The organism is Actinomadura oligospora ATCC 43269 (assembly GCF_000518265.1).
GTDB classification, from domain to species: Bacteria; Actinomycetota; Actinomycetes; order Streptosporangiales; family Streptosporangiaceae; genus Spirillospora; species Spirillospora oligospora.
This window is the reverse complement of the sequence record NZ_KI912411.1, coordinates 393497-409576: the sequence shown is the minus strand read 5'-3', so window position 1 is coordinate 409576 and position 16080 is coordinate 393497. Positions and strand designations below refer to the sequence as shown.

Below are 16080 nucleotides of genomic sequence, written 5' to 3'. Positions count from 1 at the left end.
CCCGCTCAGCGCCCGGCCGCCGAACGGGCCCCGACCCGGCTCATTGACCCCGCCCGGGCCGGTCAGGGGTGCAGCGGGCAGCGGTCCACCACCCACGTCTCGTCCTCGGCGTCCAGGCCGCCGCGCGGCGGGGGAGGCTCGCCGGTCAGCCGGTCCAGGTGCCACTCCACGTGCGCGAGCGGCCCGCGCCACCCCGCCAGCAGGTCCGCGACCGGACGCGCCGGACCCGGACGCCCGAACCGGCGCGGCTCGGGCACCTCCCGCCCCCACACGGCGTCGTCGCTGTCGGCGACCCAGCGCGCCAGGTCGTCCAGGACCTGCGTCAGGTCCCGCGCGAGTTCGCCCAGCGACCGCAGCGCCATCGCGTCCTGCACCATCGACTCCCACGCGTCGAACGAGGTGACCCGCGCGAACCCCTCCGGATAGTCCGGCGGACGGCCGCCCGTCACCGGCGGCGTGCCCGTCGCCGCCGACCGCACCGCCGCGACCTGCCAGCGCGTCCACTCCGCCAGATGCCCCAGCACCCCGCGCAGCGCCACCACGCCACCGGACCCCTCGCCTCGGGCGCGCCCCGCACGGCCCCCGCCCTCGGAGTCGCGCGCGGACGCGACCGCCTCCCGCAACCGCATCCGCGTGAACTCCACCCGGTCCAGCGTCCAGGCGCGGGCGTGCGCGGCGCCCGCCGCGTCCCGCCCGAGCGGGCCGCGCGTGACCGGCTCGGCCGGTGGCCGCGGAACGGGAACGCGCAGCGCCGCCAGCAACGTGTCCAGGTCCCGCACGCCCACGCCCCGGCCGGACAGGTACGCCGCGCCGATCCGTTCCAGGCGGAACATCCGCGGACCCTCCCGCAACCGGCACCACCCCACCAGGTAGTCGGCGTCGGGGGCCGTCACCAGGCCGTGCGCCTCCACGTCCCGCACCGTGCGCGCCCCCTGCCGGTCGGTGTACACCAGCCGCGCCACCCGCCGGGTCCGGACGGCCTCGGCGAGCGTGTCCCGCACCGGCCCCACCAGCGACGCCGCCTCGCCCAGCGGCTGCCGCGCCGGTTCGGGGTCGAGCACGTAGCCGCGGCCGCGTTCCCGCCGCGCCCGCAGCCCGCCGCCCGTCAGCAGCTCCATGTCCCGCCGGACGGTCCGCGCGCTGACGCCGAGCCGCCGCGCCAGGTCGCCGGCCTCCACCGCGTCCGGTGACGCCTGCCGCAACTCCGCCACCAGCAGCAGCAGCCGGTCGACGCGATCGGTGTCGGCCGTCCGGTCCGGCGCGTGGCGGGGAAGGTCCTCGCGAACTCCTCGGTCGTCTCCCACGACCCCATCGTGACCGCCGGAAGCGACACTATGCCGCCCGGTGACACCCATGTCCCGCCGCGGCCACCCAACGCGTCACCGCCGTCCCTGCGGCAACCCTCGCCGCCCGTCCGGCGGGAGGCGGGTCCGCGCGTCGATGACGGGACGCCGCCCGGGCCTGGGGAAGGTTCGCGCGGGCGGTCAGGGGTGGGGTGTTGCGCGGCGCGAGTCGATGCCGAGGGCCGCGCAGGCGCCGTCGACGGCCGCGCGCCGGAGGTCGTCCTCGGGGGTGTCGGCGAACTGGATCGTGCAGTCCTGGATGCCGCCGAAGGCGATCACCGCGCGGGCGGCCTGCTCCAGGGTGGGTTCCGGCCCCTGCAGCAGCCGGGTCAGCCGCTGCCGCCACTCCAGCACCATGTCGATCAGGCCCAGGTCGGTGAGGGTGGTCAGCTCGCTGAGCATGATGACGATGACGTCGCGGTTGCGGTAGTGGAAGTCGAAGTAGCCCTCCAGCAGCGCGCGGGGGGCGACCCGTTCCAGCGCCTCCTGCCCGGTCAGGAACGCCTCCTCCTCGTCCAGGACCGGTTGCACGATGCTGCGGACCAGCTCCTCGCGTGAGGAGAAGTGGTAGTAGAGCGCCGGTTTGGTGATGCCGAGCCGGTCGGCGATCTCCTGCAGGCTGGTCCGCTGAACGCCCCGCTGCGCGAACAGCTCGCGGGCGACCTTCTGGATCCGCTGCTTGGTGTCAGAGGGACGAGGCATGCCGCCACCCTAGCTTGACTTAACGATAGGTAAGTGACGTAATGCACTTACCTATCGTTAAGTAAGGAAGGTGGCTCCATGCGGATCCTCATCTCCGGGGCCAGCATCGCCGGACCGGTGCTGGCGTACTGGCTCACCAGGCACGGCTTCACCGTCACCGTCGTCGAGCGCGCGCCGTCCCTGCGCAACGCCGGCGGCCACGCCGTCGACCTGTTCCGCCCCGCCATGGACATCTCGGAGAAAATGGGGGTGCTCCCGCGCATCGAGGAGCGGGCCACCGGCACCGACCGGATGACCATCCGCCGGGAGGGCTCCCAGCGTCCCGTCCGGGTGGACCTGTCCAGGATCTTCGGCACCGCCGCCGAACGCCACGCCGAGGTCATGCGCGACGACCTCAGCCGCATCTACCACGACGCCACCCGCGACGACGTCGAGTACGTCTTCGACGACTCCATCACCGCCATCTCGCCCGACGGCGAGGTGTGCTTCGAGAACGGCGCGCCGCGCCGCTTCGACCTCGTCGTCGGCGCGGACGGACTGCACTCCAACGTGCGCCGCCTGGTCTTCGGCGAGGAGTCCCGCTTCAGCTCCTTCGTCGGCGCCTACCTCGGCGTGCTCACCCTGCCCGAGGCCGCCGCCCCCGACGGCGAACTCCTCATGCACGTCGGCGTCGGCCGCACCGCCGGCGTCTACGGCGCGCGGCACCTGGACGAGGCCCGGGCGCTGCTGCTGTTCCGGAGCGACCGCGAACTCGACTACCACCACCGCGACGTCCCCCGCCAGAAGGAACTGCTGCGCGACGCGTTCACCGGCCTGCACCCCGACGTGGACGGCTGGCTCGACGAACTCGACCGCACCCCGGCGTTCCACTTCGACTCGATCACCCAGCTCCGCATGGACACCTGGTCGCGGGGCAGGGTGACGCTCGTCGGCGACGCGGGCTACTGCCCCGGCGCCGTCGTCGGCGGCAGCACCACCCTGGCCATCGTCGGCGCGTACGTCCTCGCCGGTGAACTCGCCCGCGCGGACGGCGACCACGAACGCGCCTTCCCCGCCTGCGAACGCGTGATGGCCGAGCACGTCCGCGGAGGCCGCGCGCTCGCGCTGAGCGCCGCCAAGACCCTGATCCCCACCTCGAACCTCGGCGCCTGGGGACTGGCCCAGGGCGCCCGCCTGGTCTCGGCCCTGCCCGCGGGCCCCGGCCGCGCCTTCATCCGCCTCACCACCAAGACCGCGCGCCTCTACGACTCCATGACGATCGAGGACTACTCCCCGGCGAACGCGCTCACCCGATGACGGCGCCGAGCGGACCGTCCGGGAGGCGGCGCGCCGCCCTCCAGTGAGGCGGACAAGAGCGTGCCGTCAGGCGGCGCGGGGGGCGGTTGGGGCCTCGGCGGATGCGGCCGTCGCCGTCGGGCTGTGCTGGCGCGGGTGGGTCAGGCACGCGCCGACCAGCAGGACGAGCGCCAGGCCGGAGAGCAGCGTGCGGAACAGGTGCAGGACGTTCCACGTGTGCTCGAAGGTCTGCCGGGCGCGGTGGAAGTCCGCCGCGTCGCGCGTGACGGCGGCGGCCAGGCGTCCGTTGAGCGGCACGTTCCCGGCGACGGAGATGGCGAACGCGGCCACGCAGCACACCGCCGCCGCGCCGACCAGCCAGGTCGCCCAGGTCGGATGCCGCGGGGAGGAGAACGCGAACGCGACCAGCGGCAACAGCAGCGAACCGCCGAACACCAGGAAGAACGGAACGCTCGGCACCGCCTCGTTCAACCTCCGCATCGCCGTCACGTACGCCTGGTCGTCCAGGTGGGCGAGACCCCGCGTGATCGCGACGGCATAGCAGAAGCAGAACCCGGCGAACAGGCCGACCGAGACCGTCGCGAGGTACAGGGGGAGCCGGGTCATCCGGTCACGCCGCCTCGGTCGACGGGGCGGTCGCGGGACGTGCGCCGCGGCGGCGCGCCACGGTGACGGCGGCGGCCGATCCGGCGAGCAGGACGACGCCGCCCGCGAGCAGGCCCGCGCCGATCCAGGGGAGCGAGGGCTCGGTCGCGGCGGTCTCCACCCGCCCGGCGACGTTCGGCGACCCGTCGGCGTTCATCGCGACCAGGACGCGGTCACCGCGCTGACCCGCCGCGTCGAACCGCAGCGTCAGCGGCCCGGCTCCGGTGGCGCGCGCGGTCCAGACCGAGGCGGCGACCGGCGGCGCGGCGGACGGCCTGCCCGGGTGCTGGGTGAAGGTCACGCCGTCGCCGGTGTTCTTGTGGCCGGTGGTGTAACCGGCGCCGGACAGGTAGGCGCGCAGGTCGGCCGGACGGACCAGGCCGACGAACGCCGGTCCGCCGCCGGACCCGGGGACGACGCGGATCCGCACGTCCTTCGCGCCGCCGAACAGGAACGGCTTGGCCTTGCTCCAGTCGTAGGGGTCGCTGACCACCGCCGCGTGGCCGCTGCGGTAGTCGGCGTCCCCGAGGCCGACGTAGCCGTCGTCGCCGTTGGCCTTGGCGAGGGCGAGCCCGCCCGCCGCGAGCGAGGCCAGCGAGACGACGCCGAGAACGGCCGCCGCGGTGACGGGCAGGGCGCGGCCGCGCCGCTTCGTCCCGTCGGCGCCGTGCTGGTGGGAACCGGTCATGACTGCTGCTCTCCCGTCCCCGGCCCCCGTGGCCGGGTGTGAGGTAAACTCCGAAACAGACTTGGTACTTGGAATTTGAAACTTGAGACATCGTATTTTAAACGAGGGAGGGTGAGCAAGTGAGCCAGGACGCCTCGGCCCCCAGCGGCCTGACCCGGCGCCGCCGCCGGCTCTCCGACGAGGAGACCGAACAGCGCATGCTGGAGGCCGCGCTCGCGATGGTCCACCAGGCCGGGCTGACCGTGAGCCTGGACCACATCAGCTTCGAGGACGTCATCCGCGACGCCGGTGTCGCCCGCAGCGCCGTCTACCGCCGCTGGCCCTACAAGGACCTGTTCTTCAGCGACCTGCTGCGCGAACTCGCCCGCGGTACCGGCCCGGCGTCCGGCGCGGGCGACATCGCCGCGGCCGACTCGGTCCGGCGCGTCCTGCTCGACCACCTCGGCTGGGTCCGCACGCCCGGCCACCGCCGCGCCCTCGCCGCCGAGGTCCTCCGCCAGGGCGCGCTGCGCGAGTTCGAGACCTTCCTCGGATCACCGGAGTGGCGCACCTACCTCGCCCTGCACGCCACCTTCCTCAGCCTCCCGGACGGCGACCTGCGCACCGAGGTCCAGGACGCCCTCACCGCCTCCGAACACGCCCTCACCCAGCGCGTCGCCGGCACCTACCGGCACGTCGCCGGCCTCATCGGGCTCCGCCTGCGTCCCGGCCTGGACGCCGACTTCGACACCGTCGCCAGCCTGGCCAGCGCCACCATCCGCGGCCTGGTCGTCATGGCTCCGGCCAACCCGTCCATCGTCACCCGCCGCTTCCAGGCCAACCCCTTCGGCGCCCCCGAACCCGCCGAATGGTCCCAACCCGCCCTCGGCATCGCCGGCATCGTCATGACCTTCCTCGACGTCGACCCCGCCGTCGACTGGACGGACGAACGCGTCGAGGAACTCCGCCGCACCCTCACCGCGGCCGACCAGACCGGCTTCTGAACCGCGCCCCCGCCGCTCGCGTCAGTCCTGGCGCGGCGCGGCGGGGACGCGGGAGTCGTAGAGGCGCCCACAGGACGCCTCCGACAACTCCGCCGCGGCGACCGCGCGGCGTTTGGTGGGCGACGACATCTAGGCGTCACGGGACATGCGCCAGGCGCCGAGGCTCAGGAAGACGGCCAGGTACGTCGCCAGTTCCACGAAGGCCATCGTGACCGTCGGGGACCGCAGCGCGCCGGTTCCCGACTCCGGATGGATTCGGGACAGGCTCTGATAGGCGCTGACCAGGAGCCAGCGGTCGGGGACGTAGGACCATCGCTCGACCGCGTGGCTGGCGCCGTAGGTGAGCCAGACGACGGCGAACATGACCGAGATCGCGCCCGCCGTGTGCCGGAGCAGCGCGCCCAGGCCGTAGCCGACCAGGCCCACCACGGCGAGGTAGAGGCCGGTGCACGCCACCGACCGCAGAACGCCCGGGTCCGCCAACCCGACGTCGAGGCCCTCCGCCGACAGCATCCACTGGCCACCGAGGAACGCGACGACCGCGAGCGCCAGGCCGGTAATAAGCATGACAGCGCCCACCACCACGGCCTTGGCCGCGAAGACCCGTCCGCGCCCGGGAACGGCGGAGAACGTCGTCCGGATCGTCCCCGTCTCGTACTCCACGGACACGGCGAGGACCCCGAGCACACCGAAGGCGAGCCCACCGACCTGCACTCCGGCGAAGGACTCCGCCAGCGGATCGAACGAAGCCCTGTCGTCGGCGGCCAGGGTGTGCCACGTCTCGCTGACCGACAGGGTGTCGAACAGGCCGAAGGCCAGCACCACCAGCACCGCGCACAGCAGAGTCAGCCAGGTGGACCGGACCGAGCCCAGCTTGATCCACTCGCAGACCAGCATCCCCCGCGTGACGCGGAACCCGCCACGACGGGTGGACGCCGAGGCGGACGTCCGGTCCGGGCTCGGTGTGATGACGGGTTCAGACATCGCGCACCACCCGCAGGGCGCCGAGCGCGAGGAACACGACCAGGTAGAGCGCGAGGCTGGTGTAGGCCAGTTCCAGCGACGGTATCCGCAGCGCGGGTCTCCCGGTGGCCGGGCGCGTCCTCGTGATCGCGTCCGCGATGTTGAACAGGAGCACCCGCGAGGGCAGGTACGACACCTGGTCGAAGATCCTTCCGAGTGGGTAGGCGAGCCAGAGCATCGCCACCAGGGCCGCGATCGCGCCCGCGCTGTGCCGCAGGAGCGCGCCGAGCCCGAACCCGATCATCGTGACCACGAACAGGTGCAGACCGGTGGACAGGACGACCCGCAGCACCGAGGGGTCTCCCAGGTGGACCTCGAGATGCCGGGACGCCAGCACGGCCTGCCCCAGGAAGAACGTCCCGAACACCAGCGACATCCCGAGGACGAGCGAGACCACCCCGACCACCAGCGCCTTGGCCGCGTAGACCTGCCCCCGCCGGGGCACCGCCGCGAACGTCGCGCGGATCATGCCCGTCCGGTACTCGGTGCTGATCGCCATCACCCCGAGGACGCCGAACGCCAGCTCACCGAAGACCAGCCCGACGAACGAGTCGCCCAGCGGATCGAACCGCGCCCTGTCCTGGGCGGACATCGTGGCCCATTCGTTCGCGTCCGACGAGGTGGCCAGCGCGCCGAGCACGACGGCGAGCACGGACGCCAACAGCACCGACAGGTACGTGGACCGGACCGAGCGCAACTTCATCCACTCCGAGCGGAGCACGCCGCGCCCCGGCAGGAACGTACGTAGCGCCGTTCGCCGGGGTGGGAAGGAGTGTGCGGTCATCGGGTGCCTCGCGTTCCGGGGGTGGTCGCGCGGTACTGCACGGCGGTGTCGGTGAGCCTCAGGTAGGCCTCCTCCAGCGACGCCTGCCGCCTGGCCAGCTCGTGGATCTCGACGCCTCCCGCGGCGGCCACCCGGCTGACGGCCTGGACGGTCAGACCGGTGACCACGAGCCCGCCGTCCGGCTCGGCGACGACCCGAGCGCCCTCGGCGGTGAGCAGATCAGCGAGCCGCCGGGACTGCGGCGTGCGGACCAGGACGCCGTCAGAACTCGAACGCAGGAGATCCGCCATGCCGGCGTCGGCGATCAGCGCCCCTCGGCCGATGACGATCAGGTGGTCGGCGGTGAGCGCCATCTCGCTCATCAGATGACTGGACACAAGGACCGTGCGGCCCTCGGCCGCCAGCGACCTCATCAGGTCGCGGGCCCACACGACGCCCTCGGGGTCGAGCCCGTTGACCGGCTCGTCGAACATCAGGATCGGCGGATCGCCGAGCAGCGCCGCGGCGATCCCGAGCCGCTGCCGCATCCCGAGCGAGAACCCGCCGACCCGCTTGCGGGCCACACCGGACAGGCCCGTCATCTCCAGGACCTCGCCGACGCGCGAGCGCGGCAGGTCGTTGGTGACCGCCAGGCACTCCAGATGGCTCCGGGCGCTCCGCCCGCCGTGCACGGCACCGGCGTCCAGCAAGGACCCCACGACACGCAGCGGCCTGTCGATCGTGCGGTAGGCCACGCCGTTCACCAGGGCCCGTCCCGACGTGGGGGTGTCCAACCCGAGGATCGCCCGCATCGTCGTGGATTTGCCCGCGCCGTTGGGGCCCAGGAACCCGGTGACGCCGCCGGGCCGGACCGTGAAGGACAGACGGTCGACGGCCGTGACAGGGCCATAGCGTTTGGTGAGCTCGTGAACTTCGATCATCGGGTCTCCTTGACCGGGGATATGTCCTCCATCGCGGTTCCACGGTGCCGGTCCGGGGGGCTGCGAATCGTCCCCCCGCGGGCCCTTTCCCAGCTCTGCACGGGGGCGTAGGACGGGCGCGATCAGGACGGCGTGTATGCCTGCGGGGATACGCCCACAGGGCGATGCGATGCCCGGGAAAGCGCCCCTACGCTCGGGTCATGCGTTCCGAGCCCCGCCCGCCGCTGTTCAGGTGGGTGCGCGCCGGGCACTGGCAGGCGCTGGACTACCTCGCCGCCGCGGCGTGCGCCCTGATGATGCCGATGTCGTTGTGGAATCACCTGCGGACGCCAGGCACCGCCCTGCTGGTGCTCACCGCGACCGCACTGGTCGCTGGGGCGGTGGCGCTGCGGCGCCGGTACCCGGAGGCCGCGACCACCGCGATGGCCGTCGCGTTCCTGCTCATGCTTCCGGTCGACGGCGGCGCGGGCGTGGGGCCACCGGTCATGGCGACGCCCTACGTCCTCTACTCGGTGGCCTCCCTCCGCCGACCCCGCACCGCGTTCGTCGCGCTCGCCGTGGCGCTGACGCCGGTACTGGCGATCGCGGCCTCGCCCAGCCGAGGCATGATCGTGTTCGCCTTCCTCTTCGTCACCGTGTGGACGGTCGGCCTCGCGGTCGGACAGCACCGCTCCCACACCGAGAACCTGCTCCGGCAACAGGCCGCCCGGCAGGCCGAACAGGCCCGGGCCGAACTGCACAGGGCCCAGCGCCAGGTCACCGAGGAACGCCTGCGGATCGCCCGCGAACTGCACGACGTGGTCGCGCACAGCATGAGCGTCATCACCGTCCAGGCCGGGTTCGGTCACCTCGTGATCGACGACGACCCGGCCGGGGCCCGCACCGCGCTCGGCGTCATCGAGACCACCGGACGGGACGCCCTCCGCGAGATGCGCCGCCTGCTCGGACTACTCCGCGAAGAGGACCCGGACCCCGCGACACAAGGGCCCACCCGCGCCCCCGCACCGGGGCTGGCGGATCTGGAGCGGCTCGTGACGCAGACGGCCCGGGCGGGCGTCCAGGTCGAGGTCGCCATCACCGGGCAGCCCCGCGACCTGGACGCCGGGATCGACCTGTCCGCCTACCGGATCATCCAGGAGGCCCTGACCAACGTGGTGAAACACTCCGGGACCACCACCGCCCGCGCCGCCATCGACTACCGGACCGACGAACTCACCATCGAGGTGACCGACCAAGGCAGCGGCTGCGCCACACCCCCGGTCCACGGACACGGCCTGCACGGCATGCGGGAACGGGTCAACCTCTACGGCGGCTCGTTCCGCGCGGCCCCACTGCCGGGCCGAGGCTTCCAGGTCGCCGCCCGGCTTCCTCTCGCCGAGGACCCCGCATGATCCGTGTGGTGGTCGCCGACGACCAGACCCTGGTGCGGGCCGGGCTGCGGGGCATCGTCGACTCAGCCGACGACCTCACCGTGGTCGGCGAGGCCGCGACCGGACTCGAGGCGGTCCGGCAGGCTCAGCTGGAACGACCCGACGTCATGCTCATGGACGTGCGCATGCCCGACATGGACGGCATCGAGGCCACCTGCCTCATCACCTCGTCCACCACCGTGCGCGTCCTGATGCTGACCACCTTCGACCTGGACGAATACGTGTACGGAGCACTGCGCGGCGGCGCCAGCGGCTTCCTGCTCAAAGACACCCCGCCACTGGACCTGCTCGCCGCCATCCGGGTGATCGCGGCCGGTGAGGCACTGCTGGCCCCCAGCATCACCCGGAGACTGATCGAGGAATTCGCGGCCAGACCCGAACCCGGCCCCGGCCCCACGCCCCCCGCCGCGCTCGAAGCCGTCACCGACCGCGAACGCGAAGTGCTCACCCTGGTGGCCCAGGGACTGACCAACACCGAGATCGCCCAACGCCTGCACATCGGCCCCGGCACGGCCAAAACCCACGTCCGCCGACTGCTCGCCAAACTCAACGCCCGCGACCGCGTACAGCTCGTCATCATCGCCTACCAGACAGGCCTGGTCGCCCTCAGCTGACGCGGGATGCCTCGATGGGACGACGCGGTCGGGCCCGTCCACCGGAGTGAGGACGGGCCCGACCGGAGATGTTCCGCGTTCTCCCAGGCCGCGGGCGGCGCGGGAGGACGGTGTCAGGGGTTGGTGAGGCTGTCGGCGACGCCCTCGAAATCGGACGCCGAGAGCGTCAACGCACCCGAGCCGCTGATCGCCTGCGTCGCCGCCGCGCCCGCCAGATGGTTGGTCGCCGCACGGTCCAGGTACGCCTCCACCAGACGCGCACCCGTCACCCGGCCACGACCACGCAGCGCCGCGAGATCACGCCGCACCACCGGCCAGGCGCCCTCGCCCACCCGCAACCGGCGCTCCTCCGCCAGCAGACGCAGCAGCGCCTCCCGCTCACGCGGCCCCGACAGATCCGGCAGCCGCACCGCCCGCAGATCCGTCACCAGCTCCGGCGCGGCAGCCGACAACTCGCCCACCCGCGCCGGAGCGCACGTCCCGACCAGCGCCGTCTCGCTCACGCCCTCGAGCCGGGCGCGCGCCAGCGCCGCCGAGAACCCCGCGCCGCGCGGCTCGTCCAGGACCAGCCTGTCCAGGCCGTCCAGCAGCAGGACGTGACCCGCGTGACCCGCCAGCAACTCGGCCAGCCCCTCCGGGCCGTTCGCCGCGACCTCCTCCACACGCACCGTGCGGACCTCGCCGCTGCCCGCCTCGACCTCCGCCAGCGCCCGCGCCGCCATCCGCGCCAGCCGCCGCTGCCCGCTCGACGGCTCACCGATCAGCAACAACCCCGGCGCCGACGCGCTCGACACCTCCTGACCACGCAGCCGGCGCGCCCACTTCCCGCGCCGCCGCACCTCCGTCACCACACGCTCGATGTCGTCCGCCCCGCACAGGAACCGGATCCCGTACGCCTCGGCGACCTGCGGACCCTGCGGCGGAGCCTGCGGAACCGGGGGAGGCGGCTCCGACACCGGCGCCGGAGGCGGCGGCAGCACCGGCTGCGCCCCGGCGTCCGCCGTCGTCATGTCCACCACCCAAGGCCCCGGCGCGCCCACCGGCGGCGAGGCGGGCGGCGGAGCGTCCGCCGTGGTCGCATCGGCCGCCCATGCGCCACCGGACGGCCCCGGACCCGAGCCGGACACCCCGCCCGAAGACGACGGCACGCGGCCCGCGCGCGACGCGTCCGCGGTGGTCGCGTCCGCGGTCGTGGCACCCGACGGACGCGCCACACCCGACGCGGCGGCACGCCCGCCACCCGGATCCAACTGCGTCGCCTCCGGATCGGCGGACCATCCCGGAACCCCACCTCCCGGCGGCGGCCCCGGAGGAGGCCCCGGCGGCGGAGCCACCGGCCCGGCGGGCGACACCCGATACGTCGGATCCGCCGTCGTCACACCCTGCTGGAACCCGCCACCGGACGCTCCACCCGGAGCGTTCCCGACACCGCCACCAGCAGGCGGAAGCGGCGCACTCGGCGAAGCCCAACCCCCCGCCTGCGGATCAGCGCCCGGCACACCGGAACCACCGCCCGCACCGACGCCACCGGAACTCAAAGCCGTCGGAGGCGCACTTCCCGGAAAGCCGTTCGGGTTGCTCGCCGGTGACCCACCGAACGGCGCCGGACCGGCGACCGGGGCGACAGGCGGAGCGACGGGCGGACCAGGCGGCGGACCGACGGGCGAGGCGACGGGCGGACCAGGTGGCGCGGGCGGCGGAGGAATCCGGGGAGGCGGGTAGGTCGAGCCGGAGGACGCCGCGCCCGGGGCACCGCTCGGATCACTCGCCGGTGCACCACCCGCAGCGGACGACGACGTGTCGCTCGAGACGGGCGGGAGCGGGGGAGCGCCGACAGCGTCCGGCCCGGCGCCGGGAGGCGCGGATCCCGGAGGAGCGGACGGCGCGGGCCCACCGGCGACCGGCCCCGCCGGGGGATCGGGCGTGCCGTCGGGCGACTGCGACGGTTCGCGCTGCGCCGCCAGGTGCGCGCGCGCCGCCTTGATGATGTCCCACGCGCTCAGCTCGTCGGTGGACGGCGGGGAGTGCAGGGCCGGGGACATCAGCTCCGCCGCGACCGCCTGCGGCAGCGCGAACCCGGTCGCGGGCGGAGTGACCTGCGCCAGGCGGCACCAGGTCAGGCCCAGGCTGTAGGTCGTGACCAGCAGCGACGACAGCGCCTCGGAATCGCCGCGCAGGACGTCCGGCAGGCGGCCCTCGCGCGGCCACAGCGCCCGCAGCGGATGCCCCGGATCGGTCAGCAGCGCCTGCAGCGTCCGCATGCTGTCGGGATCGAGCCACCGGTGGAGCGCGGGCAGCACGTTCGGCGCGGCCTGCAGGTCGGCGGCCAGGACCGCGACACCCGCGCGGCGCACCGCGTCGTGACGGCGGCCCGGCGCGGACGTCCCGGCGGTCATGCCATGTGGGCCCGCGCCCTGCGTCGCGCCCGGGACGCCGGGCAGGCCGCCCGCGCCGGGCAGCTCGTCGCCCGCAAGACCCGCCACGATCTGCTGCAGGTCGTACAGCGCCAGCCGCAGATGCTCACCGGGCGCGGCGTCCCGCATCATCGGGATCGCGTGCTCGGCCGGGCAGCGACGCCGCCACTCCGCCAGCACCGCCTGCTGCCCGTACCGCGCGGTCGCCAGGTCCTGCGGGACCAGCCGCAGCGACGCCGCCGTGACCGCCGCGAGCGCGTCCGCGCCCGGACGGAACCGCTCGTCGCCCGCCAGGCCCGCCGCGACCTCGTACATCACCCGCACGACGTGCGCCGCGCCCGCGCCGTCCCCCATCACCAGCCGGGACGCGTAGTACCCCGCCAGCGTCGAGAAGTCCGGCGGCATCATCCAGTGCAGCCGGTCGGCGGGCGTGGTCAGGAACGGCACGAACGACTCGATCAGCGGATGCTCGGTCAGCGCGACCGGCGCGCCCGCGCACCACAGCAGCGCGCCCCACGCCGCCGCGACCGTGGACGGGGTGCCCGGCTGGAACATCGGATCGTGCTGCTGGAACTGCGCCGGGTCCACGGCGAGGGCCGTCGTCAGCGCCTGCGAGATCCGCGCGACCACCGCGGTGTCGGGGACGGGCCCGAGGAACCCCGCCGACACCATCCGCCCGGCCGACAGGTCCGGGCCGGTCGGGAACAGCTGCGGCGGGACGGGCGGGTTGCCCGCTCCGCGCGGCGCGGGCATCGCCGCGTTCCGCGACGCCCGGTCGGACGGCGGCGGGCACGGATGCCAGCTGCCGTCCAGGCCGCACCGGTACCAGCGCCCCCACGCCCCGTAGAGCCACCACTCGCCCGCGCCCCACAGCATCCGCGCGACGATCTGCTCGGCGCGCTGCTGCGGCGGCGCCGACGCCCACCACGGCGAGGCCACCAGCTCCCGGACGTTCTTCTCCACGGCGGTGAACAGATCGTCCCGATCGCCCGCCTGCGCGCCTCCGCCGTGTCCGCCCGATCCGGTCCCCGATGCCTGCACATTCACCCCGCGAATAGTAGCCCTCCGACGACCTAACGGGAGGAACATCACGATCGACATGTAAGGAGCGTTATGCCACGATGCTCATGAAACCGAGGGTGGGAGGACACCGAATTGGCGAACCTCGAAACCGGCGCGGGACGCACCCGCGCCGGCGGGCTGGCACTGATCATCCTTTCGTCGGTCTGTTTCGGTGGATCGGGACCGTTCGGCAAAGCCCTCATCGAGGCGGGGCTCAGCCCCCTCCAGGCCGTGTGGGTGAGGATCGCCGGCGCCGCGCTCGTCCTCACCGTCCTCGCCGCGGCCGTCCGCGGACGCGGCGCGTGGACGACCGTCCGCGCCCACCTCGCCCCGCTCCTCGCCTACGGCGTCGCGGCCATCGCCGGATGCCAGGGCCTGTACTTCCTCGCCGCCTCACGCCTCCCCGTCGGCGTCGCGATCCTGCTGGAGTTCTGCGGGCCCGTGCTCGTCCTGCTCTGGATGCGGATGGTCCGCCGCGTGCCCGTCCGCCGCACCGCCGGGCAGGGCGTCGCCGTCGCGATGGTCGGCCTCGTCCTGGTCGTGCAGGTCTGGGACGGGCTGCGGCTCGACGCCCTCGGCCTCGCCGCCGGCCTCGGCGCCGCCGCCTGCCAGGCCGCCTACTTCCTCCTGCTCGACCGCATGGGCGACGGCGTCGACCCCCTGGTCACCAACGCCGCCGGCGGCATCGTCGCCGCCGTCCTGCTCACCGTCCCCGCCCTGCCCTGGACGCTGCCCTGGCACGTCCTCACCGGCCCCGTCCCCATCGCCGGGCACACGGCCCCCGGCTGGACCCTCGCCGCCTGGATCATCGGCGTCAGCACCGTCCTCGCCTACATCACCGGCAACGCCGCCGTCCACCGCCTCTCCGCCCAGGTCGCCGGAGCCCTCTCCTACACCGAGGCCGTCGCCGCCACCCTCATCGCCTGGATCGTCCTCGACGAACACCTCACCCCCGTCCAGCTCCTCGGCGGTGCCATCGTCCTCACCGGCGCCTACCTCGCCCAACGCTCCGTCACCACCACCCCCGCCACCTCCGAGCCCGTCCACACCGGCGCCGTCCACACCGAGGGCGTCCATGGCGAGCCGGTCACCCCACCGGCGACACCGGCCCACGCCGCCGTCTCCGATTCGACCGCCTGACCCGACCGCCGACCGCCGACCATCCGAGCTGCGAGCGGCGAGCCGCGAACGGATGCCGGTCGTCGCCGCGCGGGTCAGGGGGGTCGGGCGGTCAGGCGTTCTCCCGGAGGAAGCGGCGCGTGCCGAGCGTCACCGACACCGCCACCAACGCCACGGTCACGGCCGCGCCCTCCAGGACCGACGGCGAGGAGAAGTCGCCCCGGAACGCCGCGCGCGCCGCGTCGACCACATAACGGAAGGGCGTGAAGCGCGACACCGTGTCGAGCCAGCCGGGCGCCATGCTCATCGGCAGGATGATCCCCGACAGCAGCATCAACGGCAGCGTCACCGTCGACAGCAGCGGCGCGAAGGCGTCCTCGACCCGGGTCACCATCGCCAGCACGTAGGACAGCGACGCGATGCTGAGCGCCAGCAGCGCCACGAACACCAGACCCACCGCGATGCCCCACAGCGGCGCCCGCAACCCCAGGACCACGCTCGCCGCCAGCAGCATCACCGCCTGGACGACCAGCAGCAGCGTGTCCCGCAGCACCCGGCCCAGCAGCAGCGCCAGCCGCGACACCGGCGTGACCCGCAGGCGCTCCACCACACCCGAGCGCAGATCCGCGATCAGACCGAACCCCACGAAACCCGCGCCGAACAACGCCAGCTGCACCAGGATGCCCGGCACGAACGCCCGCCACGTGTTGCCGCCACCCGCGCCCTGCACCCCGCCGACCCTGCTCAGCAGCGGACCGAACAACACCAGGTACAGCAGCGGCTGCGTCAGCCCGAACACCACACCGACCTTGTTCCGCAGCATCTGCCGCGCGTACCGCAGGAAGATCAGCCACGTGTCGCGCGCCGTCCGGACCAGCCCGGACCGCTCGACCGCCGAAGCCCCGACATCGCCAGGCCCAGACGCCGAGCCGCCCCCGCTCTCGCCCCCACCCCCGTCTCCGGGCCCGCCTCCTGGACGGCCCAAGGGACCGCCTTCGGAGCCTTCGTCGTCGGGGCCGGTGAACACACCGGCCGTCGTCGTCGCCATCACTCACCC

Annotated in this window: 14 protein-coding genes; 5 read left to right on the top strand and 9 right to left on the bottom strand. The window is 73.8% G+C overall.

The annotated features are described in order from the left end of the window. Window positions 1-62: 62 nt before the first annotated feature. The gene (locus P696_RS0138820; protein WP_026416543.1) at window positions 63-1304 is read right to left on the bottom strand and encodes a helix-turn-helix transcriptional regulator; all 1242 of its coding nucleotides are present in this window, start codon (window positions 1302-1304) and stop codon (window positions 63-65) included. A gap of 180 nt (window positions 1305-1484) precedes the next feature. After that, window positions 1485-2045: a TetR/AcrR family transcriptional regulator gene (locus tag P696_RS0138815; protein WP_026416542.1), complete on the bottom strand. Its 561-nt coding sequence runs from the start codon at window positions 2043-2045 to the stop codon at window positions 1485-1487. A 78-nt stretch (window positions 2046-2123) separates the two neighbouring features. On the opposite strand from P696_RS0138815, the gene P696_RS0138810 reads away from it, so the two are divergent. Beyond that, the gene (locus P696_RS0138810; protein WP_026416541.1) at window positions 2124-3341 is read left to right on the top strand and encodes an FAD-dependent monooxygenase; all 1218 of its coding nucleotides are present in this window, start codon (window positions 2124-2126) and stop codon (window positions 3339-3341) included. A 66-nt stretch (window positions 3342-3407) separates the two neighbouring features. On the opposite strand, the gene P696_RS51035 is transcribed toward P696_RS0138810, so the two are convergent. Both P696_RS51035 and P696_RS53420 read right to left on the bottom strand, forming a co-directional pair. Then, on the bottom strand, window positions 3408-3947 hold the full coding sequence (locus tag P696_RS51035; RefSeq protein ID WP_051468831.1) for an anthrone oxygenase family protein: 540 nt from the start codon (window positions 3945-3947) through the stop codon (window positions 3408-3410). 4 nt (window positions 3948-3951) lie between these two features. After that, complete coding sequence (locus P696_RS53420) at window positions 3952-4674, bottom strand: hypothetical protein (RefSeq protein WP_026416540.1); 723 nt, start codon at window positions 4672-4674, stop codon at window positions 3952-3954. 119 nt (window positions 4675-4793) lie between these two features. Between P696_RS53420 and P696_RS0138795 the strand changes: the two genes are divergently transcribed. Then, window positions 4794-5657: a TetR/AcrR family transcriptional regulator gene (locus P696_RS0138795; RefSeq protein WP_034489088.1), complete on the top strand. Its 864-nt coding sequence runs from the start codon at window positions 4794-4796 to the stop codon at window positions 5655-5657. A gap of 129 nt (window positions 5658-5786) precedes the next feature. Here the strand turns inward: P696_RS0138795 and P696_RS51025 are convergent, their stop codons facing one another. Genes P696_RS51025 through P696_RS0138775 form a run of 3 tightly spaced genes read right to left on the bottom strand, consistent with a single transcriptional unit; the run spans window position 5787 to window position 8384 of the window. Further along, a complete protein-coding gene (locus P696_RS51025) occupies window positions 5787-6641 on the bottom strand; it encodes an ABC transporter permease (protein ID WP_051468829.1) in 855 nt (284 codons plus the stop codon). Beyond that, complete coding sequence (locus P696_RS51020) at window positions 6634-7464, bottom strand: ABC transporter permease (protein WP_084338867.1); 831 nt, start codon at window positions 7462-7464, stop codon at window positions 6634-6636. Before P696_RS51020 ends, P696_RS51025 begins: the two co-directional genes overlap by 8 nt. Beyond that, the gene (locus P696_RS0138775; protein ID WP_034489085.1) at window positions 7461-8384 is read right to left on the bottom strand and encodes an ATP-binding cassette domain-containing protein; all 924 of its coding nucleotides are present in this window, start codon (window positions 8382-8384) and stop codon (window positions 7461-7463) included. The genes P696_RS51020 and P696_RS0138775 overlap by 4 nt, the downstream gene beginning before the upstream one ends. Before the next feature lie 200 nt (window positions 8385-8584). On the opposite strand from P696_RS0138775, the gene P696_RS0138770 reads away from it, so the two are divergent. Both P696_RS0138770 and P696_RS0138765 read left to right on the top strand, forming a co-directional pair. Beyond that, the gene (locus tag P696_RS0138770; protein ID WP_026416537.1) at window positions 8585-9775 is read left to right on the top strand and encodes a sensor histidine kinase; all 1191 of its coding nucleotides are present in this window, start codon (window positions 8585-8587) and stop codon (window positions 9773-9775) included. After that, window positions 9772-10428 (top strand): response regulator, encoded by a 657-nt coding sequence (locus P696_RS0138765; protein WP_026416536.1) that lies wholly within the window; start codon window positions 9772-9774, stop codon window positions 10426-10428. The genes P696_RS0138770 and P696_RS0138765 overlap by 4 nt, the downstream gene beginning before the upstream one ends. A gap of 113 nt (window positions 10429-10541) precedes the next feature. On the opposite strand, the gene P696_RS0138760 is transcribed toward P696_RS0138765, so the two are convergent. After that, complete coding sequence (locus P696_RS0138760; protein WP_157430195.1) at window positions 10542-13889, bottom strand: hypothetical protein; 3348 nt, start codon at window positions 13887-13889, stop codon at window positions 10542-10544. A gap of 108 nt (window positions 13890-13997) precedes the next feature. Between P696_RS0138760 and P696_RS51015 the strand changes: the two genes are divergently transcribed. Beyond that, window positions 13998-15044, top strand: a complete 1047-nt coding sequence (locus P696_RS51015; protein ID WP_064744276.1) for an EamA family transporter — start codon at window positions 13998-14000, stop codon at window positions 15042-15044. A gap of 91 nt (window positions 15045-15135) precedes the next feature. Here the strand turns inward: P696_RS51015 and P696_RS0138750 are convergent, their stop codons facing one another. Next, window positions 15136-16071, bottom strand: a complete 936-nt coding sequence (locus P696_RS0138750) for an ABC transporter permease (protein ID WP_084338865.1) — start codon at window positions 16069-16071, stop codon at window positions 15136-15138. Between the last annotated feature and the right edge of the window lie 9 nt (window positions 16072-16080).